Here is a 24,845-nt window from a genome sequence, read left to right on the forward strand (position 1 = left end):
AAAAATAAAGGTGTACAGCAATGAAAAATAATTTTGACTTTTTGTTAACCAAACCATCTCCAGAATCAGTATTCTTTGCTGAAGAATTGAACTCAGATGACGAACTATTGTTTGCAGATGAAATCACTGAAGATCGAGTGACTGAAAGTTGGAAAATTTTAATTGTAGATGATGAGGAGCAAGTTCATACGGCTACTGAGCTTGCTTTAAGGAAGTTTGTCTTTGAAAATAAATCTTTAACCTTTATTAGTGCTTACTCTGCTCGTGAAGCCAAAGAATTAATCCAAGAACATCCTGATGTTGCCATCATCTTACTTGATGTAATCATGGAAACAGATGATGCTGGCTTAGAGTTTGTTAAATATGTTCGGGAAGTGCTAGGTAATCAATTAGTGCGAATTATTTTACGCACGGGTCAACCCGGACAAGTGCCAGAAAAAAGCATTATTATCAATTATGATATTAATGACTATAAAACCAAAACTGAATTGACAACATCAAAGCTATACACTACAGTGCTAACAGCTTTGAGGAATTTTTTTCTCAGTCATAAATTGCAATCTGAAATAGAGCGGCGCGAACAAGTAGAGCAAGCACTTCGGATCAGTGAAGAAAAAGAACACCAAAAAGCTCTTACCTTAGAGCATTTTGTCAAACAACTGCAAGAAACACAACTCCAGCTAGTTCAAAGTGAAAAAATGTCTAGTCTCGGTCAATTAGTTGCAGGTGTCGCTCATGAAATTAACAATCCGGTTAACTTTATTTACGGCAATCTTTCCTATGCTAATGACTATATCAAAGAACTCATCTATCTGTTAAATCTCTACCAGCGGCATTACCCGCAACCAGAAGCAGAAATTCTCAAGGAAATAGAAAATGCAGAGTTGCCATTTATCATAGAAGACTTACCCAAACTGCTTTCTTCCATGCAGTTAGGAATCGAACGGATTCGCGATATTGTACAGTCGCTACGCAATTTTTCACGGTTGGATGAAACCGAAATCAAATCAGTAGATATCCACGAAGGGATTAATAGCACTTTGATGATCTTACAGCATCGACTAAAGGCTAAGTCAGATCGCCCTGCTATTAATGTGATTAAAGACTATGGTTCGCTACCGCTTGTAACCTGTTATGCAGGTCAGCTTAATCAGGTATTTATGAATCTTTTAGCGAATGCTATAGATGCTTTAGAAGAGCAGGGAAATAAAAAAAAGGGTGCAGTTTTTTACCCCAAAATTTGGATTCGTACTGAAGTCCTACCGAGTAATTTGCATAACGATATTAGCTTCAGTTCACGCATTCGGGTAACAATTGCTGATAATGGGATTGGCATGAATGAGAAAGTTATTTCTAAACTTTTTAGCCCCTTTTTTACTACTAAGCCAATAGGAAAAGGTACAGGGATGGGATTGTCAATCAGCAAAAAAATCATGGTAGAAAAACACGGCGGTCAATTACAATGTATTTCTACGCCAGAACAGGGAACGCAGTTTATTATTGAAATGCCGACGAACTGTAAAGTAACTAATCTCGCGGTAGCTATTGGTAATGGCTAATGGCTAATGGCTAATGGCTAATGGCTAATTGCTAATTGCTAATTGGTAATTGGTAATTGGTAATTGGTAATGGCTAATGGCTAATGGCTAATGGCTAATGGCTAATGGCTGGCTAATTGCTAAGTAGTTGGACAAAAATAAATAATGTCATTGCGAGCCCAGCGAAGCAATCCCAAACCCCTGCGTTGGCGTAGCCTGCCCGTTAGGGCTTAGCAATCCCAAACCCCTGCTATTGCTTCACTTCACTATAGTGACCTTCGCTTCGGACATGGTTGCGTTTATTTATGTCCGACTACTTACTAACTGACAACAAACAACCAACCTAACAGTTTATTTTACAAAGGCATAACTTGCCGGACAAATTTATCTAATCTTTCCATTCCTTTTTCAATTGTAGCTAAATCAGTCGCGTAAGATAAGCGAATGTGGTCATCAGCGCCAAAAGCAATACCAGGAATTACTGCTATTTGCTGTTGTTCAAGCAAAGCATCAGAAAATTCCAGGGAAGTCATACCAGTTTTGGCAATATTGACAAACATATAAAAAGCACCGTCAGGTTTTGTGCAACTAATTCCCGGTATAGAATTGAGTAAATCAAACATTACTTGCCGCCTTTGTGCAAAAGCTAAACGCATCTTTTCAACACATTCTTGGTCGCCTTCCAAAGCAGAGATCGCGCCGTACTGTGCGAAAGTACAAACATTTGATGTACTGTGTCCTTGAATGGTGATTGCGGCTTTAATTAACTCTAGGGGCCCTGCCAAATAACCAATGCGCCAACCAGTCATTGAATAAGCTTTAGCAAAACCGCTGCTGATAATTGTGCGGTCAAAGATTTCTTTTCCGAAAGAACCAATGCTAGCGTGTTTGGCTCCATCATAGATAATCTTTTCGTAAATTTCATCAGAAACAACCAAGATATCTCGCTCAACCACAACCTCTGCTAGAGCCTTAACTTCTGCGGGTGAATACACCATTCCCGTTGGATTAGAAGGAGAATTGAGTACAAATAACTTCGTGCGGTCAGTAATAGATTTACGGAGCTGTTTAGGCGTGATTTTATATTCAGTAGAAGCATCAGTGGGAACAATTACAGGCTTACCACTGGCAAGTTTCACCATTTCTGGATAGCTTAACCAGTAGGGAGATGGAATAATTACCTCATCCCCCGGATCGATCAGCGCCATCATCAAATTGTAGAGAGAATGCTTACCACCGTTGGTAACGATAATATTTTCAGGTTGGTAAAGGAGATGATTATCCTCCCGGAGTTTACGCGCGATCGCTTCTCTGAGTTTCGGTTCTCCAGCAGCAGGGCCGTATTTAGTCAAGCCAGAGTCTAAAGCAAGTTTCGCCGCCGCCTTGATGCGATCGGGGGTGTCAAAATCCGGTTCCCCAGCGCTGAAGCTACAAACATCAATCCCCTGAGCCTTCATCGCCTTAGCCTTAGCTGCGATCGCCAAAGTTAAAGAAGGGGGAACTTCACCGACTCGTGCTGCTAGTTGGATCATGATTATTTTAGATTTTAGATTTTAGATTTTAGACTTTAGATTTTAGATTTTAGATTGGGTTGCGGCTACCTTCAACCCTAATATCAGGTAATTTTGACACTACTCTAGCTTTTAAGGGAGGAGATCGCCGAGCCCAAAGTCAGATAAACTTGTACAAAGCCCTCCAGCGTGTGAGGATTAGCAGCCTTCGGCATTCAAATCACAATACTCTTAGATATGTTTAGATAAAATCAGGTTGCCGCCTAAATTATAGGCGTGACCTACGTCTCATAATTAAAAAATGCTCTCCCTGCATCGCCCTCATAGGTGGAATAACTCGACAGTGAAGCGCCCCTATTTTTTGCGCTACGGGGTCGCTATATTAGCAGTAGCGATCGTGCTGACAATCGTACTGTTACTCAAACCGCTACTAGACCGCACCCCTACCCTGCCATTTTTTGCGATCGTCATGTTGAGTTCTTGGTATGGCGGTTTTGGGCCTGGTTTAATCGCCGCAGTTTTGTCCGCCCTTACCATCAACTACTATTTTCTAGACTCGATTAATACGCTGCATTTTACAGGTGTTGCCGACATCCTGTTATTGAGCGCCTTCATAACTGTAGCAGCGTTCATCAGTTGGCTCAACGCCGAGCGCCAGAAAGCTGAAAAAACTCTGCTTGCTAGCTTAGAAGAAGTCAGAAATCGAACGCAACAGCAAGAAGCGATCGCTCTACTGGGTCAACGAGCCCTTGGGGGTGCAGAGCTTTCTGTCCTCATGGATGAAACCGTTACCCTAATCGCTAAAACCCTAGAAGTAGAATATTGCAAACTTTTAGAACTACTGCCCGATCGCCGCGCCTTGCTACTACGGGCGGGTATCGGTTGGCACGAAGGACTCGTAGGTAGCGCCATAGTCGGCGCAGAACTTAATTCCCAAGCTGGTTACACCCTATTTTCCTCTGAACCCGTCATCGTTACAGACTTGCGTGTAGAAACGCGATTCAGCGGCCCATCACTGCTGCTGGAACATGGGGTAATTTCTGGAATGAGCGTAATTATTGCTGGTCGAAACCAACCTTGGGGTGTTCTAGGTGCACACACGAGGGAGCAGCGAACATTTACTAAAGATGATATTAACTTCTTTCAAGCTGTGGCAAACATTTTGGCTGAAACTATAGAACGCCAACGGGTTGAAAGTGAACGCGATCGATTTTTAGAGCAGGAGCAAGCAGCGCGGGCCTTGGCGGAGCGATCTGCGGAGCGGGTACACAGTCTGCAAATGCTGACAGATGCTGCGATCGCTCCCCTGGCGATCGATGATTTGCTTGCTGAGTTGCTAAATCGCCTCAGCGAAATTCTGCGCGTGGATACAGCGGCGATTTTACTGGTGGAGGCGGACGACACTCTGGCACTAAAGGCAGCTAAGGGGTTGGAGGCGGAAGTAGACTGCTTTGTTCGCATTCCCCTAGGGGTTGGTTTGGCGGGACGGATTGCGGCGGATTGCCAACCCTTGTCGATCGAGCGAGACGCTTATACTCAAGCTTATAGTCCCCTACTGCGAGAGCGCCGGATTCAGTCGCTGATGGGTGTACCGTTGCTGGTGGAAGGTAGAGTCTTGGGGGTAGTTCATGTTGGGACTGTGGATGTCCGGCGATTTACTTCTGAGGATTTGCAGTTGCTACAATTGGCTGGCGATCGCGTCGCAATGGCGATCGACCGCGCTAATTTGTACGAAGCAGAACAGAAAGCCCGTCAACAGGCGGAAGCTGCTAACCGAATTAAGGATGAGTTTTTGGCGATCGTTTCCCACGAACTTCGTACACCTCTGAATGCGATCTTGGGCTGGGCGAACATTCTCCGCAACCGCAAAATCGATGAAGCGAAGGTCAGTAAAGCCTTGGAGACAATTGAACGCAACGCTAAACAGCAGGCGAAGCTGATCGATGACATTCTCGATGTTTCTCGGATTATTCGCGGTAAAATTCGCCTTCAGGTGCAGCCTCTAAACCTTGCGCCCATTATTGAGGAAGCAGTAGAGACGCACTCGGCAGCGGCCTATGCTAAAAATATTGAAATCGAGTTTTTACAGGTTGATTCCCCGATCGCAGTTTTGGGCGATCCAGATCGCTTGCACCAAATTGTCGGGAATTTACTTTCCAATGCAATTAAGTTTACGCCTGTGGGAGGTAGGGTGGAAGTGCGGCTGGATGAGGATTGGGGATGGGTTGATAGTGACTGCTACTTAGCGCATCCAGAATCTTCTGAATTTATCTCTGGAGGTGTTGGGGGAAAGCAAAATCGAAAGTTGCAATATGCGTTGATTCGTGTCAAAGATACTGGTATTGGTATCGACCCTGAGTTTTTGCCCCGCGTTTTTGATGGTTTCCGCCAAGCAGACGGGTCGATTACTAGAGCTCACGGTGGACTGGGACTGGGATTGACGATCGCCCGCTATTTGATTGAACTGCACGGGGGAACTATTGAGGCTACTAGCGGGGGGATAGGCGAGGGAGCGACTTTTACTATTAGACTACCGATCGCAGAGGGAGTAGGCGATCGCCCACTGGGAACTCTACCAGCCCCATCACCTGCAACCTTCCCCACAGCAATTCGCCCCTTACCAACTCCCCTGTCTGGGGTGCGAATACTGGTAGTTGATGACGATGCGGATACCTGCGAGTTGATTGCTACGGTTTTGGGGCAGTTTGGTGCTTTGGTAAAGACGGTAAGTTCTGCGAAACTGGCTCTAGAAGCGATCGAACAGGCGAGGCCGGATTTATTGGTGAGCGATATTGGAATGCCTGGTGAGAACGGTTATCAGTTAATTCGCAAAGTCAGACAGTTGGAGGCGGAGCGCGGGGGATACATTCCAGCGATCGCACTTACTGCCTATGCTAGGGAGGAGGATCGACGACAGGCGATGCAGGCTGGCTTTCAGTTGCACTTTCCAAAACCTGTGGAGCCGGCTTTGTTGGCGGCGGTACTGGCTAATTTGGCTGGGCACAATTGAATTAGGAATTGGGAATTGCTAATTGCTAATTGCTAATTGATGAAAGAAGGTTTTTTTCTTCCTTCTTCCTTCCTCCTTCCTCCTTCCTCCTTCCTCCTTCTTCCTTCTTCCTTCTTCCTTCTTCCTTCTTCCTTCTTAAGCAACCGTCACATCAGGCGATAAATAAACATCTTGAATTGCGTGAAACAATTTTACCCCCTCTTCAAACGGACGTTGAAAAGTCTTGCGACCAGAAATTAATCCGCAACCTCCAGCACGTTTATTAATCACCGCCGTGCGAATTGCCTCCGCAAAATCATTCTTACCCGCAGCACCACCAGAATTAATTAAACCCATGCGACCACAATAACAATTTAACACTTGATAGCGGGTTAAATCGATCGGATGATCGCTGGTTAAATCTGAGTAGACGCGCTTGTCTGTTTTCCCGTAACTATTACCGCTGGCTTTAGCAACAGCCTCATAGCCGCGATTGCACTCTGGCAATTTCTGCTTAATAATATCAGCTTCAATCGTTACGCCCAAATGATTCGCTTGCCCAGTTAAATCTGCCGCAAGGTGATAATCTTTATCTGGTTGTTTGAAAATATCGTTGCGGAGATAGCACCACAAAATTGTCGCCATTCCATATTCATGAGCCAGTGCAAAAGCTTGACTGACTTCTTGGATTTGCCGAGTTGATTCTGGCGATCCAAAATAAATTGTAGCACCTACAGCTACAGCTCCTAAATTCCAAGCTTGCTCCACAGAAGCAAACATTACTTGGTCGAATTGATTGGGATAAGTTAGCAATTCATTGTGGTTAAGCTTGAGAATAAAGGGGATTTTATGAGCGTATTTACGAGAAACACTACCTAAAACTCCCAAGGTGGTTGCTACTGCATTGCAGCCAGCAGATATCGCCAACTTGATGATATTTTCGCTGTCAAAATAGATCGGATTCGGTGCAAAAGAAGCCGCAGCAGAATGTTCAATTCCTTGGTCTACAGGTAAAATAGACAAATAGCCAGTGTTTGCTAAGCGACCGCTAGAATAAAGTTGCTGTAGCGATCGTAGCACTTGAGGAGAGCGATCGCTGTGAGCAAAAATCCGGTCTACCCAATCGGGGCTCGGAAGGTGTAACAAATCTTTGGAAACTTTAGCTTTATAGCTGAGTAAGTATTCAGCTTCATCGCCTAGGGAAGTCTCAATTAATTTGGGAACTGATAGTGTAGTGGTCATAAAATTTGCCCTAAATACTTCAGTTTCAGGCTTTGCCTTTAAAGACACTGCCCTAGTAGCAATTCTAACAAAAATTTCTCGATTTTCCCATTCCTTACCCCTTAAAATAATCTAAAAAACTATGTAGACTCTTTTGCTTGCGGGTACAGCCACCGATAACATAGTTTAGTCAGACGCGGCATGACCACATAAGTTAACATTGCTACGACAATTCCTATACTAATAATAGGCACGAGTGGGGATGGGAGGAGGCTAAAAATTGGGCGAAATACAAACTGAACTAGGCTCAAGCAACAATAGACAGCAAACCAAGTAAGTAGTGCCATTTTATATCGGGGTGGCGGCGATTTTGGCTGCTTTCCCGGTACAGAAAACCAACTTTCTATCCCTGTTGTTACTTGGATCTTTTCGGGCTTTTCAATCAGAGGTTTCGCTCTTTCAATACATTCTTTGCGAATATCCGATTCTATCCAGGTTCGCAAATTCAAGTAGGAGTTAAACCTAAGAATAATGACATATTCTAGGTCAATTTCTTTTGTGGGTCTGATGATACTAACACCACAATAACCTTCAAATTCTCTAGCTAAAGCAGAGATTACTGTTAGCCATTCTTCATATCCTTCTTTACGAGTTTCTTTAACAAAGTGGGAAATCACCGCTGTGACTTGCTGGTTTTCTGGGGGGATATTGTTGCTCATTCCGATCGTCTCTAATCGTCAAGTAATTTTTCTTTGTATTGGTTTTGTTCTATATATTAAAGCATATTTAGATATTATGAATACTATGCACTTTAAAGTAAGATAGTAACAAAAAAGGTACGATGGGTGCTAAGAGTAGCTGCGATCGCAATCTCTGTCCACTAGGAACCACTTTTACCATTTACAAGCGATCGCGCCCAAACCCTAGGTACTAAGGCTAAGACGCGCTACCCTGTAATAAGCGGTGCGATCGCTCGCAGTTAAAGCACCAGCTATCCTTTATTCTCTCATACCCTGATAGTCGCGATGTTGCATTTTTTCTTCGATTCCGAAACCAACGGCAAAAAGTCCTTCGAGTTACCTGGTGCCCGTCCCCACTATAACCCAGATCGTCCTGGTCAAGTTGAGCATATTTTCTTAGACTTAGTGCTTGATATTCCCAAACATAGCTTTCATGGTACTTGCAGTATCCGCCTTAACCCGGTACGCAGCGATATTGACAAATTGACTTTAGATGCTGTCAACTTAAAAATTAAATCCGTTAAAGTTGGTGAAACGGAACAGACTTTTGACTATGATGGCGAACAGTTAGAGGTACAGTTACAATCACCAACAACAGCAAATATTCCAATAACAATTGATATCGCCTACTCAGTCGAAAAACCCCAACGCGGCCTCTATTTTATCGGCCCAGATAAGCACTACCCCGATAAACCAGTTCAAGTTTGGACTCAAGGCGAAGATGAAGACTCCCGTTTCTGGTTTCCCTGTTTTGACTACCCCGGACAACTCGCTACATCAGAAATTCGAGTACAAGTTCCCAAGGAATTTTTAGCAATTTCCAACGGCGAATTAATCGACACAAAAACCCAAGGTAGCGATAAAATTTATCACTGGTCGCAGCAACAAGTTCACCCGACTTATTTAATGACTTTAGCAGTGGGAAATTTTGCGGAAATCAAAGACGAATGGAATGGCAAAGCCGTCACGTACTACGTCGAAAAAGGTCGCGAAGCCGATGGTCGGCGTAGCATGGGTAAAACGCCCAAAATGATTGAATATTTCTCTCGAACTTATGGCTATCCTTATCCATATCCTAAATACGCTCAAGTCTGTGTAGATGACTTCATTTTTGGCGGAATGGAGAATACTTCTACCACATTGCTAACAGATAGATGCTTGTTAGATGAACGTGCCGCCCTTGACAATCGTAACACAGAAAGTTTAGTTGCTCACGAACTTTGTCATCAATGGTTTGGCGACTTAGTAGTAATTAAACACTGGTCGCACGCTTGGATAAAAGAGGGAATGGCTTCTTATTCTGAGGTAATGTGGACGGAACACGAATATAGCAAAGATGATGCCGCTTACTACCTATTAATGGAAGCTCGTAACTATTTAGCTGAGGATAGTTCTCGCTACCGCCGCCCCATTGTTACTCATGTTTATCGTGAAGCAATTGAGCTTTATGACCGACATTTGTATGAAAAAGGTGCTTGCGTCTATCACATGATTCGGGCTGAGTTGGGAGATGAATTATTTCTGAAAGCTGTGCAGACTTTTGTACAGGATAACGCGCACAAAACTGTAGAAACCATTGACTTGCTAAGGGGAATAGAAAAAGCCACTGGCCGCAATCTTTTGTTTTTGTTTGACCAATACGTTTATCGCGGCGGTCATCCTGATTATAAGGTAAGTTATTCCTGGGATAATGACAGCAAGTTAGCGAAAGTTACGGTGACGCAAACACAAGTAAAAGAAGGTAAAAATAGCAATGGCAATGGTAATGGCAAAGATTTATTTGATTTAAAATTGCCCATTGGATTTGGCTACACCCAGCAGGAAGGTGAAACAACTAATTCATCAGTTAAAAGTTTCACAGTCCGCGTCCACGAACGAGAACAAAGTTTCTATTTCCCCTTAGAAACAAAACCAGCTTTTATTAGTTTTGATGCTGGTAATAACTTCTTAAAAACTGTTAGCTTGGAATATCCAGTTGGGGAATTAAAAGCACAGTTGAAATTTGACCCAGACCCAATTTCGCGGATTTATGCAGTCCATGCTTTAGCAAAAAAAGGAGGTTTAGAAGCAGTAAAAGCGCTATCAAAAGCTCTCAAGAACGATCCGTTTTGGGGCGTGCGGTTTGAAGTAGCTAATCAGTTGGTTGAGATTAAACTCGATCAGGCATTTGAAGGTTTAACAATTGGGTTGAAAGATAAAGATGCTCGCGTTCGGCGTGCTACTGTTGGTGCTCTTGGTAAAATTAAAACCCACGAGAGTTATAAACTGTTAAAATCGATAGTAGAAAAGGGCGATCCTAGCTACTATGTAGAAGCTGCTGCTGCTAGTGCTATTGGTGGAATTGCTGCAACAAATGCCGATGAAAAGCCATCAGATGAACAGGTAATTAAAGAGTTAAAATCTGTTCTGAAGGAACGGGAAGGTTGGAATGAGGTAGTACGATCTGGTGCGATCGCGGGTTTAGCGCAAATGAAGACTTCTGAAGATGCGTTAAATCTGATTTTGAAATATACTGCGGCTGGTACTCCTCAAGCTTTGCGCTTAGCGTCTATTCGCGCCATTGGTTCTATTTCTAGTGGTCAAACTCATGCTAACTTAGAGCGGATTTTGCAGCGGTTGGGAGAGCTTTCTAAGGAGACTTTTTTCCTGACGCAAGTAGCTGTAGCTGTGGCTTTAGGACAGATAGAAAATCGCAAAGCAATACGCATTTTGCGTGGTTTGGCTAATCAAACTCCTGATGGCCGGGTGCGTCGGATTGCTGAGGAAGCAATTCAAAAGGTACAGAAAAATGTAGGTTCTGATGAAGCTGTTAAACAGTTACGGGAGGAGTTCGATCAGGTGAAGAAAGACAATCAGGAATTGCGGAGTCGTTTGGAGAATTTGGAGGCGAAATCTAAAAAAGATTAGTTTTTAAACCCGGCGGTTGAAACCGCGTCTACACAGACAAAACCCGCCTGCGCGGGTTAAAATTCTACAGTCCCTCTTAACTCGGACATTGTTTGTAGATGCGCGATTTCAATCGCCTAATACTTATTGCTTATGAATCCAAAGCCACCCTTATTTATTCAACAATCAGCCGTTATTCCCTATCGCATTGTCGATGGGGAAATCGAAATCATGGTAATTACTTCTTCCACAGGGAAACGATGGGTAATACCGAAAGGATTAGTGGAACCTGACATGACTCCGCAAGACTCTGCTGCCAAAGAAGCTTGGGAAGAAGCCGGACTAATCGGTAATGTTTTACCTACTTTACTTGGCACTTACGAGTATCCGAAATGGGGAGGTATTTGTCGAGTTGATGTATTTTTATTACAAGTAGAAATAGTCTTAGAAAATTGGCCGGAAGCTAAAAAAAGAAAGCGAGAATGGGTAAGCCTTGCTAAGGCAGTAAAACGAGTTGAAGAAGTAGAACTTAAACGAATTATTACAAATTTAACGAGTATGTTATGAATTTTGTCAAGCCTTGGCGGAGAGAGCGCAGATTATAACTGACTGAACTATAGATATTCGAGCTCTGCTTAACCCTCTAAAACGGGGCAATCTCCATATATTCAATCCACCAAATGCAAAATACTATAAAAATTAAGGCGATCGTAACTCTATCTTATTGCAGATAAAACTCAAATATTAGATGTATCTAGCGGCCGAAGTAAAACCAGGTTAATTTGCCGACAATATATTTCAAAGCTATCAATAGTCTAGTTGGGAATCTCACTCCCAGCAAGTCAAGAATTGGCGAAAGCAGACGCAACTTACAGGAGGAATCGAGCCTTGTTTTTTCACAAAAAAGAACTAATGTATACGGTGAAGATTGACGAGCCGAACCCTCGTTTCGCCCAATTATTGCTAGAACAATTTGGGGGAGCTACCGGAGAACTAACGGCCGCTTTGCAATATTGGGTGCAGTCCTTTCACTGTGAAAATCCTGGGATTCGGGATATGCTTCAAGATATTGCACTTGAAGAGTTTAGCCATTTAGAAATGGTCGGCAAACTGATCGAAGCTCACACTCGAAAAGTCGATCAAACTGAAGCTTTCAAGAGTACGCTGTTTACAGTGCGCGGTATGGGCCCACACTTTTTAGACAGTCAAGGTCAATCTTGGACAGCATCTTATATCAATGAAGGTGGTGATGTTGTCCGCGATTTGCGTGCTGATATTGCTGCGGAAGCGGGAGCTCGTCAGACCTATGAAGCGTTAATTAAGTTGGCACCAGATGAAGGCACAAAAAATACCTTGGTATTTCTACTAACCCGCGAAATTTCTCATACCAAGATGTTTATGAATGCGCTCTCATCGATGGATAAGCTCACAGATCCAATGTTTGGAAATATCCAGCCGGATGAGACTGTAAATCTTTACTTCAATTTGTCTACTAATGGCAAAGATGAGCGAGGTTCTTGGAATTCTGAGCCTGATTTCCGCTATATTGCCGATCCTACTCCTAAAGGTTAAGTATAGGCGAAGGAAGAAGGAAGAAGGAAGTACGATTTTCTGTCATTGCGAGTGAAACGAAGCAATCCCAAACCGTAACCTTGCGATTGCTTCGTTTCACTCGCAATGACATACTTATGTATTTTCCCGGTTATCTACTTTTTAGCTGAGAATGATATCTCGAATTACCTGTGCAGTTGCCGGTGCTAATAATATGCCATTTCGATAATGTCCAGAAGCAATAATTACGCGATCGCAACCAGAAAGTTTACGAATAATTGGTGCTGGTTGTCCTTCTGGGCGGGGGCGCAATCCCGACCATTTCCTAATAATATTAGCTTCAGCTAAAACAGGACAAAAGGCAATTGCCTTTGCCATTACTTCATTTAACTTAACATCATCCGCTACAATTTCACCCTCATTTAGAGGAAACTCAACCGTCGCTCCAACCCAACATTCGCCCTTTCTTAAAGGGACGATATGAACATCATCGCAGGTAATTACTGGCTGAAAATTAGAACTAATCGAGGTATTTTCTAAGCGTAAATGTAACGCTTGGCCTAAGACGGGGCGAATATCGATAGACTGTTTTAAAGCTGCTGTTAAAGGAGTCGAACCTAAACCAGCCGCAATAATTAACCAGTCGCATTCTAAGTTTTCTGTTGGTGTTTGAATCTGATAGCTACCTGTAGGAGAAATCTTAATATCTAAAACAGTGCAATCGAATTCAAAATCAACTCCTTTTTGCTGAGCAGCATCAACTAAATCCAAAGTTAAAACAGTTGGATCTACTTGTCTATCTTGAGGGGAATAAATACCAGTAATAATCCTCTCTAAGTTTAGCTGAGGAAAGCGATCTCGCACTTTTTCTACATTCCAAATCTCTAAATTCCAACCTTGAGACTTGCGAGTTGCAACCAACTTTTCCCAATTACTTAAATCCTCTCCTTCCCGACAAAGCATAAAAATTCCGTCTCTATTAACAGGAATTTTTCGCCCAGTAATTGCCTCTAACTCTGGTATCAGGGTTTCATAACGCTTGATACTATTTTCTCTTAATTGCCAATTTCTGCCCTTAATTTTCTGACTAACAACACCCATTAATACACCGAGGGCGGCCCCGGTAGCAGCTTTTGCGGGTGTCTCTTTATCCAAAACTGTAATTTTTAGTTCGGGAAATTGGCTGAGTTCATAAGCAATTGTTGCCCCAATTACACCACAGCCAATAATTGTCACTCTACTCATTTCTATATCTCTATTCGGCGTAGAAATGATAACAGAGCATTGCTAACTTTTTCCGACCAATGTTCTTGAGGATAATGGGCGGCTCCTTCTAGTTTAACTAATTCTCCATTTGGTAGAGATTTAACTAAATTTTTTGCCTGGTCGATATTAATCCAGGGATCTCCTGTCCCCCAGAGAATTAAAGTTGGTCGCTTCCATTCTTTTAACCCAGTTTCAATTTCTGCCATTGACTCTGGTAACTGGAGATTTCGCACAGTTGCTAATAGCGATCGCCCCGCTTCGGAACTTTTCAAAAAGGGGCGACGATAGACATCTAAATCTTTATCAGATATGGGGTAACGACAGCCACTTTCTAGAGTTCTGTCAACTAAAAGGGGGTCTTGTACGATCATGTCGCCTACAAAAGGCAACCCCAATTGTTGAATTTTCCAAGGTAATCTTGATTCGATAGAAATGGGTGTATTGAGTATAGCTAAGCGCTCAATTTTATCGGGATGACGTAAGGCGTATTGGATACCGACGGAACCTAAAAATCCTTGAACAACTAAGTAAAGCCTGTCAATTTCTAGGGTTTCAATAAATTCGGCAAAGGCGGTAACAAAGGCATCGGGTGTATAAGCAAAGTCGAGTTTATCGGGTTTTGCTGATGAGCCAAAACCGATCCAATCTGGCGCGATCGCGCGAAATCCAAATGTTGCTAAATCTGGCATTATGGCAGTCCAGGTGTGGCTTTGAGAAGGCAATCCGTGCAGTAGCAAAACTGGCGGCAGATTGGATTCGTTAACCGGCTTTGCTTCGCGGTAAAACCATTCAAGATTTCCTACTTTAATTGTCTGTTTATCAAGTGACACTGTTTTTATTTCTTAGTAATAAACGACTTATTGATGACTAACATAATGCCGACTTCTGGGCGGTAAGTATACCGCCGAGACGGCGGCGTTACAAACTGTTTTGCGTCAGTTCTGTTAGTAATAAAAATGTAGGGCATGAATTACACGCCCTACAGGATTGATGTGGCCGCACTTAGAAATTCATTTCAGCAGCTTGCACTTTTTCGACTTGTTTCTTCTTCAGAACTAGCAAAATTTGAGCTAGCATGACAAGAGCAAAGAATGCAATCAGCCATTGAACGCGACCGGCACTTTGTAGGACAATTTCAACGTCTTTCTGACCGAATCCACCCACATTCGGGTTATTAGTCAAAGCTTGTGCTGCTTTCACTTCTTGCCCTTCAGCAACAATCAACTCAGGGCCAGCGGGAATTGTATCCACAACTGCTGCACCTTCTGCGGGTTGAATTGTTACTTCATAACCGCCATCTTCTGGTTGGGAAATCTTAGAAATTGTACCTGCAACAGAGGCGTTGAAAACAGCATTATTGGTTTTTTCGCCAGTTGGGTAAACCTGTCCGCGTCCGCGATTTCCGCCAACGTGAATTTGGTATTTACCGAAGTGAACGGATTTGTCAGTTGCTGGATTGGGAGACAAAACAGGGAACACTATTTCCTGATATTGTTCGCCAGGTAGTGGCCCGATGATGACGATATTTTCCTGGGTTTCGCTGTAAGGTTGGAAGTAAAGTTCGCCAACTTTTTCCTTCATTTCCTCTGGAATTCTTTCTGGAGGAGCAATCTTGAAACCTTCGGGTAACATCAGGACAGCGCCTACATTGAGGCCGCCTTTGCTGCCATCGCCTGTTACTTGCTGTACGTTAATGTCGTAAGGAATTTTGACAACGGCTTCAAAAACTGTATCTGGCAAAACAGACTGGGGAACTTCAACTTCCGTAGGTTTAGCGCCGAGGTGACAGTTAGAACAAACAATCCGCCCAGTTGCTTCGCGGGGTGTTGCGGGTGCGGTTTGTTGCGCCCAAAAGGGATAGGCGGATGCTGTTTGAGGTAGTGCGATGTCGCTGGTGATGAAAAATGCTAGGGTTGCGATCGCAACTAGCGTGGTCTTCGCGATCGCCCCAACAGTGCGGTGCAATATCGCTGATAAATCAATTTTTGGCATCAGAGTATTTCGATCTCAAAGGTCAAACAGTTTCGTAATTGGTAATTGGTAATTGGTAATTGGTAATTGGTAGTTGATAATTGGACAACAGACAAATAAAGACTTATGACCAATTTGACAGAGTACAAATAACCAATTGCCAAAACTCAATAATTAAGACCACCAAGGGGCTTCGCCAGTGCGGAAGTCTGTTTCTTTCCAAGGGGTAAAGGTCAGCTTATCATCTGCGACAGTAGCGTGAGCTAAGGCTAAAGATAATGGTGCAGGGCCGCGCACAACTTTCCCTTCGTTGTTGTATTGGGAACCGTGACAAGGACAAATAAATTTGTTCTCGCTGTTATTCCAAGGCACTACACAGCCTAAGTGGGTGCAGACTGCGTTGATTCCATATTCGGCAAGACTTTGTTCTTTGTCTACAATAATATAGGTGGGGTCGCCTTTTAGGCCTTGTGCTAAAACGCGATCGCCTACGGCGTGTTCTGCCAAAAACTTGCTGACAACGATATCATTACCCAGTTTGTCCTTAGCAGTTAAGCCACCGCCAGTACCACCGCTCGACGGCGGGATAAAATACTTGACAACAGGATAGAGTGCACCCAGTGCTACGCCCGTTACAGTTCCGAACGTGAGCAAATTCATAAATTGACGACGGCCCATATCAGGGACATCTGGATTGTGAGCAGAAATTTGAGCCATAACCTGCCTTTGCCGTGTTAAGTTACGTTTTTTTACAAACTATCTGTGAATCAGTATGTGCAGACAACAGGGATAATTGCGGTTAATCTGCTTTCAATAGGCATTAAGGCGAAAATTCCTTTGAAGAATAAGCCTTACAGCCTTGATTAGAGCATTATTACATTTTTTGAACTACGGATTTTACTGTTAAGAAATGTAAACTTAAGCGGTTAACTGAGGAGCAACCATGACGGGCCTGGATTTACGGCAGCTATTGCTAGATAAGTGGGGAAAATCCTACGATATCCAACTGCGGCGGACGCGGGGTAAGATTTTTGTGCAAGTCATGTGGAAATACCTGGAACAGGCTTCTTTTCCGATGGGGGAAGCGGATTATATTGAGCATTTAGATGCGATCGCGACTTACCTGCACGCTTGGGGTAGTACAGAACAAGTTAGAGAGTATATTGCCACAACTCGCGATCGCCCGCGTCTTGGTAAGGCCGTCAGCATCCCCCTTGACTTAGGCGAAAGAGCCTCTGAATGGTTGTTATAGCTAGGGTCTAGGGACTAGGGAGTAGTCCTGAGCATCGTAGTCCCTAGCTATATTTCTAGGAGATCGCTTTCTCTGTTAATTTAACTTTACCCAAAGCCATTTTGCGGCTCTCAAAAAGTTTCATAACTCCAGTTGCAATTGTCCCAACTACATCAGGGTCGCAATAAGATAGAAATTCTTCAGATCGCATATTACCAGCAAAGAAATCTTTAGCTTTCTTCAGCAGGTGTTCAATTTCAGCAAACCCAATGGATTTGATAATAAACGTAGCAACTGGAGAGTTTTTAATATCGTAACGTGATTCCTGATTGCGCCCTTTAGCTAACAGGTCTAGCACTTCTTTTTCCAGTTGGCTTTTCAATGGATGCGCTAGAGGTATTTCTGGTAAGAAGTTTTCTAAAGCAGATGTTGTAAATCCCGGCGTGGGTAATTCTCCCATCATAGTTGAAAGGGGGATGTCTCGCCCCAAGCGGTAAGAAAGGGCTTCGAGAATGGCAATTGTAATTAGTTTTGCACCTAAATAAAGCTTCGCCACTTCGATATTTTTTCTGGTTCTGGAAATTAAACCTAAGTAATTTTCATCAGTTGGTTCTCCCATAAAATGATGGAAAACCAGTTCGGGTTTGAGGAAGTTCATAAATCCTTCCATTTTTTGCAGAGACCTACGGTATCCGCCAACTGTGTAGGAATTAACATTACTCAGTTCGTGATTAGTTTCAGGCATGAGATTCCAGGTATTATCCAAAAAATCTGCCGAATTAGGATAGGCAAAATTTTCAACATCGCGGTTGCCCAATCTCACTGATTGCCTGACTACTTCGCAAGTTTCGGGGTCTGTCCAGCCAAGGTTAAACTGAATATTAGCGGTAATTAAGCGTTGATGCAGCAGTTCGCTGGCAGTCAAGCCAGAGGGTGAAATTGGTCGAAAGGGAATTGTCGCTTCGATGCAGGCTGCGATTTTGGCGATGATATTGGTAGGTAGGAAAGGCTCTAAACATTTTGCAGCCATGATCGCGCTCAAAAACTCATTTTGACCTGCGAAGGGTGAGAGAGTTTGTCCGGGAACAAACCCGAATATGACTGCTACTAACTCGTACATCAAGTCTTTAGTAATTTCATTTTCGTCTTTGATTACTAGCTGCGATCGCACCTCCTTAACAAAAGGACAAATATAGCTACTGATGTTAAAACCAACGCCCTGATCTACTTGAACGTAAACCATGTCGTGAAATAAAGCTGCCAATACCTCGACGGGATCTACTGACCCCCCAACCTCAAAAATGTGCTCTGACGTATGAAAATAACGCCAAGGGCCCCTCATAGTTTGAATAATCAGCTCGGCTGTATATTCAAGTCGATCTGGTTCTACTTGACCGCCTAGCTGTCTGATTGACGTTACCAAGCAATCTAAGCATCGTTTCTGCTCAGCTAAAAGCTCCATCGCGCACCTCCACTGCTTTCCCTGATTCCTCGGCTTGATTGCATACTATCAAAAGCGGTAGTTGAATGCCATCTGTGACTTAGTATCGTACATTACAGGAGATTTCACTCCTGCTAAATTTGTTGCATTTTCACTAAATTATTACACGGTAGCCTTCCCTTGGAGGGATGTACAAACTTCAGCGATCGCAGCATTATTAACTGAGAACTGAAAAATCTAGGAGATAGGTGGCGTGCAATTTGTATCTGACCCGCCAATTCCCGTTAAAATCGGCAAGATGAAAGAGCGGGTACGGTGGCAAGACAGATTAATTGTCCAGCGGGGTATCGATCAAACGCGGCTGGTTTTGGGCGATCGCTTCCCAGATAGTGAGGAGTTCTCATTTTTAGTCGCAGGAGACAGCGGATCGGGAAACCAGGGCGGGCATAACCCCCAGCGTCGGATTGCAAAAATCATGGCTGCCCGCCGCGATAGTTGCCGCTTCATCCTCCACACTGGAGATGTTGTTTATCTAGTAGGTTCCAGCGAGTATTACCAGCAAAATTTTATTCGCCCCTACCGCGAGTTTCTAGTTGGAGGCGAGACACCCTCCCGTATTGCCTATGACAAAATGTTATTTAATCTGCCGTTTCTGCCGGTTCCTGGCAATCACGATTACTATGACTTACCTCTGATTTACGGCATTCTCGCACAGAGTGCCTTACCGCTGCGCCGCCTGTTCCAGTCAAAATTAGATTTCGATGTTGGTTGGCACGGATCGCGCCAAGGTCATGCTTATGCTAAAGCATTTCTTGACTGTCTCCAAGCTTTTAACCTTCCAGGCCAACTCGATCGCCACTTAGATACTCACTACACTGCCCAAACTAACACTGGTCGTTGTTTGCACTACGAACCTGGACGCTTTACCCGTTTACCCAACCGTTATTATACTTTCCGCAGTGGGGGCATTGATTTTTTTGCTCTGGACTCGAATACTTTTAATGCGCCACTACCCCTACCAGCGACGGAGGCGGGAGACTCTTACCGCCGCGCTTTGGAAGCTCAAAGGCAGGATTTAGAGCAGGAAAAGTTGCAAATCTTGGAAACTTCGGCAACCTTGAATCGCGATCGCCCCGATGAGGCCGAACAGTTGGACGATTTCCGGGCCAAGTTAGCCCAAATTGATGAGCAAAGGTTAGACATTGACAAACACCTGACAGCGGACAAAACCACTGTAACTGACTCTGAACAGCTTAACTGGCTCAAAGAAAGACTGATTGCATCTTGGCAGAATCCAGATGTGCGAGGGCGGGTGATTTACTTGCATCACCCTCCCTATGTCACTGAGGCGACGAAGTGGAATCAAGGTCAAACTTTGGCAATTCGTTACCGCCTCCGCGAGGTATTTGATGCCGTAGCGGATGCAGTTGGGGATTTAGGGGGGCGGCGAGGCGTAGCGGATCTGATTCTCTCAGGTCACGCTCACTGTTTAGAATATATACGCACTGGGGACACTGGACACGCTGATTCTCACACAAATTGGCTGATTTGCGGAGGTAGCGGTCACAGTCTGCGCCGTCAGCGGGAGGAAGGGCCTGTGTTGGTGGAGGCCGTCGATCGGGCCCAGAGTTACCAGTTGGCGCGATCGCATCGGGGAAATCGGCCTGATAAGGGTACCATCCCCGTTGCCGAATCCCTGCTTTTTGTCGGCCGCAACGGTCAAGGTTCGCAAAAACGCCGTCCTTACTCGTTTTTGCAGATTGATGTTTTGGCCGGGAACCCGCCTAAATTTCTAGTCCGGCCTGCGATCGCTGAACGCTTTAGGAGACAGTGGGATTACAGTGAAGTTGAACCGTTTGTTATTTGATTTTTGGGACTGTTAACTGTTAACAGTTAACTGTTAACTGTTAACTGTTAACTGTTAATAGATTCTATTCCCTTCTTCCCGTTCTTTCGCCTAGCCCTGAGCATCGTAGCCCCTAGCCTCTAGCTATAGCAATTTAAAATCAACTAAAAATGAGTGAAAAACGTTCTGCCTGCCTAATCTTTAATCCCGTTGCCGGTCAAAGCGACCCCGATCAAGATTTGGCTAAAATTCGAGAACTTTTAGAGCCGGTTATTGACCTCGATATTCGCATGACCACTCTAGAAATAAGCGCGTCTCAACTTGCCCACGAAGCTATTGCTAGAGGTGCGGAAACTATTATTGCCTCTGGGGGTGACGGCACTTTGTCAGCCGTTGCAGCGGCGGTAGTGGGAAGTAATATCCCTTTGGGAATTATTTCGCGCGGAACTGCTAATGCTTTTGCCAATGCTTTAGAAATTCCCACTACGATAGAATCTGCCTGCGGAGTGATTTTAGGAGGAGTAACGCGCATAGTGGATGCAGCCATGTGCAATGGCAAAGAACCGATGGTTTTACTAGCAGGAATTGGCTTTGAAGCAGAAACTATAGAATTAGCGGATCGGGAGTCAAAAAATCGCTGGGGAATGTTGGCTTATATCTTATCTGGCATTAAACAGTTGAACAATATGGAGAGTTTTGATGTGCAAATTGAAACTGAAGATAAGATTATTAATGTTACTGCTGCTGCCGTAACGGTTGCTAATGCAGCACCGCCTACTTCTATTTTAGCTCAAGGGCCTGCGGGAATTATTGTCGATGATGGTTTGTTAGATATTACAGTGGTAGCACCTGAAAATGCAGCAGGCGCGATCGCACTTTCTTATCACTTATTGCAAAGTGCTTTGAGAGGTAGTGCTTCTGAACGAGATGACATTGGTTATTTGCGAGCAAAACAGGTTAAAATTACCACCGATCCGCCTCAAAAAGTTGTCTTAGATGGGGAACTGATGGGCAATACTCCGCTGTCAATTGAGTGCGTGCCAGGAGGATTAACGATTATTGTACCATTAGTTGAAAAAATTCCAGAGACTGAAAAGCTCTCTGGTTTACCGAATCTTACTGTTGAATTGAAGTCTCCAGAGGAATAGTAAATCGAGGGAAGAAGGAAGAAGGAAGAAGGAAGAAGGAAGAAGGAAGAGGAAAAACTTGCCTCTTCCTTCTTCCTTCGACTTAACTAAATTGCTGAGCATAAAAACGAGCATATCTATCGCCTTTTTCCAACAATTCCTCGTGAGTTCCTGATTCTACTATTTTGCCACCTTCTACTACTAAAATTCTTTCAGCCCGCCGCACAGTTGCCAAACGATGAGCGATAATAAAAACAGTACGCTCGCGCATCAACCTTTCCAAGGCTTCCTGGACTAAAGCTTCTGATTCCGAATCCAAAGCCGAGGTAGCCTCATCGAGGATCAGGATTCTGGGATTTAACAAAACTGCGCGTGCGATCGCAATTCTTTGTCGCTGTCCCCCCGATAAATTCACCCCCCTTTCCCCTACCCAAGTTTGATATCCATCGGGAAATTGACTGATAAACTGGTGAGCATTAGCAATTTTTGCCGCCGCCTCTACATCTTTCATTTCATAATAAGCTTGACCAAAAGCAATATTTTGGGCAATGCTACCAGAAAATAAGATTGTTTCTTGGGGTACAATTCCAATTTGTCGCCGCAAACTACCTAAAGTCACATTCTGAATATTAATATCGTCAATTAAAATCTCTCCAGCTTGGAGTTCGTAAAATCTGGGTAAGAGATTAACTAAAGTAGTTTTCCCCGCACCGGAAGGGCCAACGAGTGCAATCATTTCTCCGGGATGTACCAACAAATTTAAGTTTTGTATTACAGATTTTTCCGGTTGGTAAGAAAAAGTCACATTCCGATATTCAACTTTACCGTTAACTGGAAGAAGTTCGATCGCGCCCGGTTTTTCGACTACACTCGGCTGAATTTGTAAGAGTTCAAAAATGCGATCGCAAGATGCTTCTCCCTGTTTGAACTCACTATAATTGCTAGTTGTAATCGCAATTGGGTCAATTAAAAGCGCCACACCTGCGACATAACTGATAAAGGCTGTAGCCGTTAAATTGCCTTGAGAAATTTGCCAGCCACCTAAGAAAAATAACAGCAGTATACTCATGGCTTCTAAAAAGCCAACTATTACAAATTGGAGCGCTTTTACCCGTTCTGCTAAATATTTAGCACGGCGGTTTTGTTCCGCTTCCTGCACAAATCTAGCAATCTCATATTCCTCAGCAGCAAAGGCTTTTACCAGGCGAATACCGCTGAATACTTCAGTTAACATTGCCGATAAATCAGATATTCTATCTTGACTCCGACGGGAGTAAGTAAGTAACCTTTCACCAAACCAGCCAATTAATATCGCCATTACTGGGGCAATTATTAATGCAGCTAAAGTTAATTGCCAATTGAGATAAATCATATATCCCAGGACAACAATTAGCTGCAAAATGCAAGGTACAAACTGGTGAAAAAACTTGTTGATAACTTCGCCGATGCGGTCAATATCTTCAGTGAGACGATAGGATAAATCTCCAGTTTTAGATGTTTCAAAGTAGCTGAGATTAAGTTGCTGCAAATGTGTATAAACTTGCTTGCGAATGTTTAAAGCAATAGTCAATGCAGCTTTTGCCATCAACGTATCTTGTCCGTATTGAACAGTACCGCGAATTAAGAAAATGACGGCACTTAGACCAGCAATTTGAGCGAATCCTTTTAAATCCCCTTCGCCAATAAATTTTGCTGTTTGGCCAATTAGCCACGCGATAATCGGCCAGAAAACGGTAAATGCTAAGGTACAAGCTAATGCCTTAGCAATAGTTTGCTGTTGTGGACGGAGATAAGGGAGTATTTGCCAGTAATTAGACCGAGTTTTCAAGATGTTTTGCGCCTACAATTGCTTTAAAAAATATGTCAACTAAACTATATTATCAATGTGGGTTTCATTGGTAAAGCATCTTTAATCGCTACCTTGTCATGGCAGCCAGCAAGGGTGAAATCCTCGCAAAGGTAGTTCTTGAGGCTGTAATTCGCCACCATTATAAGGCTGGTTTTGATTCAGACCCAACAGCATTATACTAGAAGTTGCGATCGCTGTTCCTAAATTTGTTCTTAAATCTCCTATTTTCGGCTCTTCATTCTTCTCAACCACCCGATCGAATAGCAAGGCAGTCCCATCTGGTGATAAGCTAATTACTGTTTCCCACCGATCGGGTAAAACCGATAGCACTGATATTTTAAATGTTGTTAGGTCAATAGCCTCAAGATTTAGCTGTTCAGAGTATTCTTTCTTCCCTGGTTTGGGTCTAGTTACCAAGCAGTAGAGAAAGGCTACCGCAGCATTAAACTTACAGTTTAAAATTTGCCCCTGGGTGCTTACTAACTCTTGCTTTTTCCCTTGATTTGTTACTAAGAATAGCGATGGTGTTGCATCACTATTAAATTTTATCATTGCCGATTTTCTGCCGTCAATACTAATATCAAGGACTCTCCTAAAAGAAGGGATAAAATCTAGAGGTTTTGCATTTTTAGTAAGCGGTAAAATATCGATACCTTCCGTTTGCGGATTCAAAATAGATGTACTATCTGGGGTTATTAAAAAATCTCCGGCTGGTCTATTTGTCAGTTGTTGGGGTGCGATATTAGAGCGCAGCAACCACAAGCCAGTATCTCCTAAATTGTTTCTATTGATTCGCTGAACTACAATTGCTTTGCCATCAGAGGATAAGTCAAATTTTAGATTTTGATAAATTTTACTATCTAAAATTAGGTCAATCTTACTGGTTTCTGCCGTTGGTTCTGATTGCAGAGAAAGCCTGCCAGTATTAACAGCATATAAACTTTGTTCTAACAAACCACGCTTATTATTTGACCATTCGGCAGCAGAAAATAAAATCCGATCGCCTATAGGATAAGGTTTAAAGTTTTTAACTACTAAATTTTTAGGAGTCAGGATTTTTTTTTGTTTGACAGTAAGATTATATAAAATTAATCTTCCTTTTTCTTCTCCCTCTACACCTATATAAACAAAAGCTCTATCTGGAGTGCGAAACTTACCAACAAACGCCTGAATAGGATTACCGAATTTTTCCTTGCCTATACTAGATATTGCTTTATCTAATTTTATTTGATAAGTTGTTTCATAGCGAACAGGAGTTGTTAAGGTATAAACTAATCGTTTGCCAACCCAGCTAATTTTTCCTGGTAATGGCGGCTCAATTTGCAAATTTGCTTCTACACTATCCCGATCCATTGGTCGGCTAAAAGTGAGAATAAAAGCGGTATCTACAGATCCTACAACTTTGTTTTGCCAACTAAAATCTCGGACTCTTGGGCGAGTGCGATCGCCAGTAAGCATCAATAATCCAATTAGTAGATTTAGCAATAGTATAAGAGAGAGAGCAAGACGGTCAATAGGCTGCAATTGTTTTAGTTTTGATATCATATTATCGCAAAAACGAAGGGCGAGATCGACTTAATAGTTTTATAGATTTATTTATATTTAAAGCCGTTTGTAACTGTTAGAAACTTTAATCAATTCTATCTGTAACGCCGCCCTCTGGGCGGTTTCTTTAACG

General features: G+C 43.2%; 19 protein-coding genes. 8 read left to right on the forward strand and 11 right to left on the reverse strand.

The window, feature by feature from the left end; genetic code table 11:
* The first annotated feature begins 20 nt into the window (after window positions 1-20).
* On the forward strand, window positions 21-1,559 hold the full coding sequence (locus PY364_RS10730) for an ATP-binding protein (RefSeq protein WP_275522407.1): 1,539 nt from the start codon (window positions 21-23) through the stop codon (window positions 1,557-1,559).
* Between the two features lie 335 nt (window positions 1,560-1,894).
* Here the strand turns inward: PY364_RS10730 and PY364_RS10735 are convergent, their stop codons facing one another.
* Entirely contained in the window at window positions 1,895-3,070 is a 1,176-nt protein-coding gene (locus PY364_RS10735) for a pyridoxal phosphate-dependent aminotransferase (protein WP_275522410.1), read from the reverse strand.
* 322 nt (window positions 3,071-3,392) lie between these two features.
* On the opposite strand from PY364_RS10735, the gene PY364_RS10740 reads away from it, so the two are divergent.
* On the forward strand, window positions 3,393-6,059 hold the full coding sequence (locus tag PY364_RS10740) for a GAF domain-containing protein (protein WP_275522412.1): 2,667 nt from the start codon (window positions 3,393-3,395) through the stop codon (window positions 6,057-6,059).
* Between the two features lie 135 nt (window positions 6,060-6,194).
* Here PY364_RS10740 and PY364_RS10745 read toward each other — a convergent pair whose 3' ends face one another.
* On the reverse strand, window positions 6,195-7,280 hold the full coding sequence (locus tag PY364_RS10745; RefSeq protein ID WP_275522414.1) for a class I fructose-bisphosphate aldolase: 1,086 nt from the start codon (window positions 7,278-7,280) through the stop codon (window positions 6,195-6,197).
* A gap of 119 nt (window positions 7,281-7,399) precedes the next feature.
* On the reverse strand, window positions 7,400-7,978 hold the full coding sequence (locus PY364_RS10750) for an antibiotic biosynthesis monooxygenase (RefSeq protein WP_275522416.1): 579 nt from the start codon (window positions 7,976-7,978) through the stop codon (window positions 7,400-7,402).
* 306 nt (window positions 7,979-8,284) lie between these two features.
* Between PY364_RS10750 and PY364_RS10755 the strand changes: the two genes are divergently transcribed.
* From PY364_RS10755 to PY364_RS10765, 3 genes are all read left to right on the forward strand, one after another.
* The gene (locus PY364_RS10755) at window positions 8,285-10,906 is read left to right on the forward strand and encodes a M1 family metallopeptidase (RefSeq protein WP_275522417.1); all 2,622 of its coding nucleotides are present in this window, start codon (window positions 8,285-8,287) and stop codon (window positions 10,904-10,906) included.
* 132 nt (window positions 10,907-11,038) lie between these two features.
* On the forward strand, window positions 11,039-11,452 hold the full coding sequence (locus PY364_RS10760; RefSeq protein WP_275522419.1) for an NUDIX hydrolase: 414 nt from the start codon (window positions 11,039-11,041) through the stop codon (window positions 11,450-11,452).
* A 321-nt stretch (window positions 11,453-11,773) separates the two neighbouring features.
* Window positions 11,774-12,457, forward strand: a complete 684-nt coding sequence (locus tag PY364_RS10765; protein ID WP_275522421.1) for a manganese catalase family protein — start codon at window positions 11,774-11,776, stop codon at window positions 12,455-12,457.
* 141 nt (window positions 12,458-12,598) lie between these two features.
* Here the strand turns inward: PY364_RS10765 and PY364_RS10770 are convergent, their stop codons facing one another.
* From PY364_RS10770 to PY364_RS10790, 5 genes are all read right to left on the reverse strand, one after another.
* Window positions 12,599-13,681 carry an FAD-dependent oxidoreductase gene (locus PY364_RS10770; protein WP_275522422.1) on the reverse strand — a complete coding sequence of 361 codons (1,083 nt, stop codon included), beginning with the start codon at window positions 13,679-13,681 and terminating at the stop codon, window positions 12,599-12,601.
* A 2-nt stretch (window positions 13,682-13,683) separates the two neighbouring features.
* Window positions 13,684-14,532, reverse strand: coding sequence for an alpha/beta fold hydrolase (locus tag PY364_RS10775; RefSeq protein ID WP_275522423.1), 849 nt, complete (start codon window positions 14,530-14,532; stop codon window positions 13,684-13,686).
* Window positions 14,533-14,537: 5 nt separating this feature from the next.
* Entirely contained in the window at window positions 14,538-14,669 is a 132-nt protein-coding gene (locus PY364_RS10780; RefSeq protein ID WP_275522424.1) for a hypothetical protein, read from the reverse strand.
* A gap of 35 nt (window positions 14,670-14,704) precedes the next feature.
* Window positions 14,705-15,694 carry an apocytochrome f gene (gene petA, locus PY364_RS10785; RefSeq protein WP_275522425.1) on the reverse strand — a complete coding sequence of 330 codons (990 nt, stop codon included), beginning with the start codon at window positions 15,692-15,694 and terminating at the stop codon, window positions 14,705-14,707.
* A gap of 153 nt (window positions 15,695-15,847) precedes the next feature.
* The gene (locus PY364_RS10790; RefSeq protein ID WP_275522427.1) at window positions 15,848-16,390 is read right to left on the reverse strand and encodes a cytochrome b6-f complex iron-sulfur subunit; all 543 of its coding nucleotides are present in this window, start codon (window positions 16,388-16,390) and stop codon (window positions 15,848-15,850) included.
* Between the two features lie 226 nt (window positions 16,391-16,616).
* On the opposite strand from PY364_RS10790, the gene PY364_RS10795 reads away from it, so the two are divergent.
* Window positions 16,617-16,925 carry a DUF3067 family protein gene (locus PY364_RS10795; RefSeq protein WP_275522430.1) on the forward strand — a complete coding sequence of 103 codons (309 nt, stop codon included), beginning with the start codon at window positions 16,617-16,619 and terminating at the stop codon, window positions 16,923-16,925.
* Between the two features lie 55 nt (window positions 16,926-16,980).
* Here the strand turns inward: PY364_RS10795 and PY364_RS10800 are convergent, their stop codons facing one another.
* Window positions 16,981-18,366 carry a hypothetical protein gene (locus tag PY364_RS10800; RefSeq protein ID WP_275522431.1) on the reverse strand — a complete coding sequence of 462 codons (1,386 nt, stop codon included), beginning with the start codon at window positions 18,364-18,366 and terminating at the stop codon, window positions 16,981-16,983.
* Between the two features lie 232 nt (window positions 18,367-18,598).
* On the opposite strand from PY364_RS10800, the gene PY364_RS10805 reads away from it, so the two are divergent.
* The gene (locus PY364_RS10805; protein ID WP_275522433.1) at window positions 18,599-20,212 is read left to right on the forward strand and encodes a metallophosphoesterase; all 1,614 of its coding nucleotides are present in this window, start codon (window positions 18,599-18,601) and stop codon (window positions 20,210-20,212) included.
* Between the two features lie 149 nt (window positions 20,213-20,361).
* Complete coding sequence (locus PY364_RS10810; protein ID WP_275522434.1) at window positions 20,362-21,339, forward strand: YegS/Rv2252/BmrU family lipid kinase; 978 nt, start codon at window positions 20,362-20,364, stop codon at window positions 21,337-21,339.
* An 82-nt stretch (window positions 21,340-21,421) separates the two neighbouring features.
* Here PY364_RS10810 and PY364_RS10815 read toward each other — a convergent pair whose 3' ends face one another.
* The gene (locus tag PY364_RS10815) at window positions 21,422-23,146 is read right to left on the reverse strand and encodes an ABC transporter ATP-binding protein (RefSeq protein WP_275522435.1); all 1,725 of its coding nucleotides are present in this window, start codon (window positions 23,144-23,146) and stop codon (window positions 21,422-21,424) included.
* 96 nt (window positions 23,147-23,242) lie between these two features.
* On the reverse strand, window positions 23,243-24,712 hold the full coding sequence (locus PY364_RS10820; RefSeq protein ID WP_275522436.1) for an Ig-like domain-containing protein: 1,470 nt from the start codon (window positions 24,710-24,712) through the stop codon (window positions 23,243-23,245).
* Window positions 24,713-24,845 lie beyond the last annotated feature (133 nt).

This window comes from Kamptonema sp. UHCC 0994 (assembly GCF_029167235.1).
Classification (GTDB): domain Bacteria; phylum Cyanobacteriota; class Cyanobacteriia; order Cyanobacteriales; family Microcoleaceae; genus Kamptonema.

Excerpts from the sequence above, each read along its gene's own strand:
- PY364_RS10800 (WP_275522431.1), bottom strand. The coding sequence starts at position 18,366 with ATGGAGCTTTTAGCTGAGCAGAAACGATGCTTAGATTGCTTGGTAACG.
- PY364_RS10750 (WP_275522416.1), bottom strand. The coding sequence starts at position 7,978 with ATGAGCAACAATATCCCCCCAGAAAACCAGCAAGTCACAGCGGTGATT.
- PY364_RS10780 (WP_275522424.1), bottom strand. The coding sequence starts at position 14,669 with ATGCCCTACATTTTTATTACTAACAGAACTGACGCAAAACAGTTTGTA.
- PY364_RS10810 (WP_275522434.1), top strand. The coding sequence starts at position 20,362 with ATGAGTGAAAAACGTTCTGCCTGCCTAATCTTTAATCCCGTTGCCGGT.
- PY364_RS10730 (WP_275522407.1), top strand. The coding sequence starts at position 21 with ATGAAAAATAATTTTGACTTTTTGTTAACCAAACCATCTCCAGAATCA.
- PY364_RS10770 (WP_275522422.1), bottom strand. The coding sequence starts at position 13,681 with ATGAGTAGAGTGACAATTATTGGCTGTGGTGTAATTGGGGCAACAATT.
- PY364_RS10760 (WP_275522419.1), top strand. The coding sequence starts at position 11,039 with ATGAATCCAAAGCCACCCTTATTTATTCAACAATCAGCCGTTATTCCC.
- PY364_RS10820 (WP_275522436.1), bottom strand. The coding sequence starts at position 24,712 with ATGATATCAAAACTAAAACAATTGCAGCCTATTGACCGTCTTGCTCTC.
- PY364_RS10745 (WP_275522414.1), bottom strand. The coding sequence starts at position 7,280 with ATGACCACTACACTATCAGTTCCCAAATTAATTGAGACTTCCCTAGGC.
- PY364_RS10735 (WP_275522410.1), bottom strand. The coding sequence starts at position 3,070 with ATGATCCAACTAGCAGCACGAGTCGGTGAAGTTCCCCCTTCTTTAACT.
- PY364_RS10795 (WP_275522430.1), top strand. The coding sequence starts at position 16,617 with ATGACGGGCCTGGATTTACGGCAGCTATTGCTAGATAAGTGGGGAAAA.
- PY364_RS10790 (WP_275522427.1), bottom strand. The coding sequence starts at position 16,390 with ATGGCTCAAATTTCTGCTCACAATCCAGATGTCCCTGATATGGGCCGT.
- petA (WP_275522425.1), bottom strand. The coding sequence starts at position 15,694 with ATGCCAAAAATTGATTTATCAGCGATATTGCACCGCACTGTTGGGGCG.
- PY364_RS10755 (WP_275522417.1), top strand. The coding sequence starts at position 8,285 with ATGTTGCATTTTTTCTTCGATTCCGAAACCAACGGCAAAAAGTCCTTC.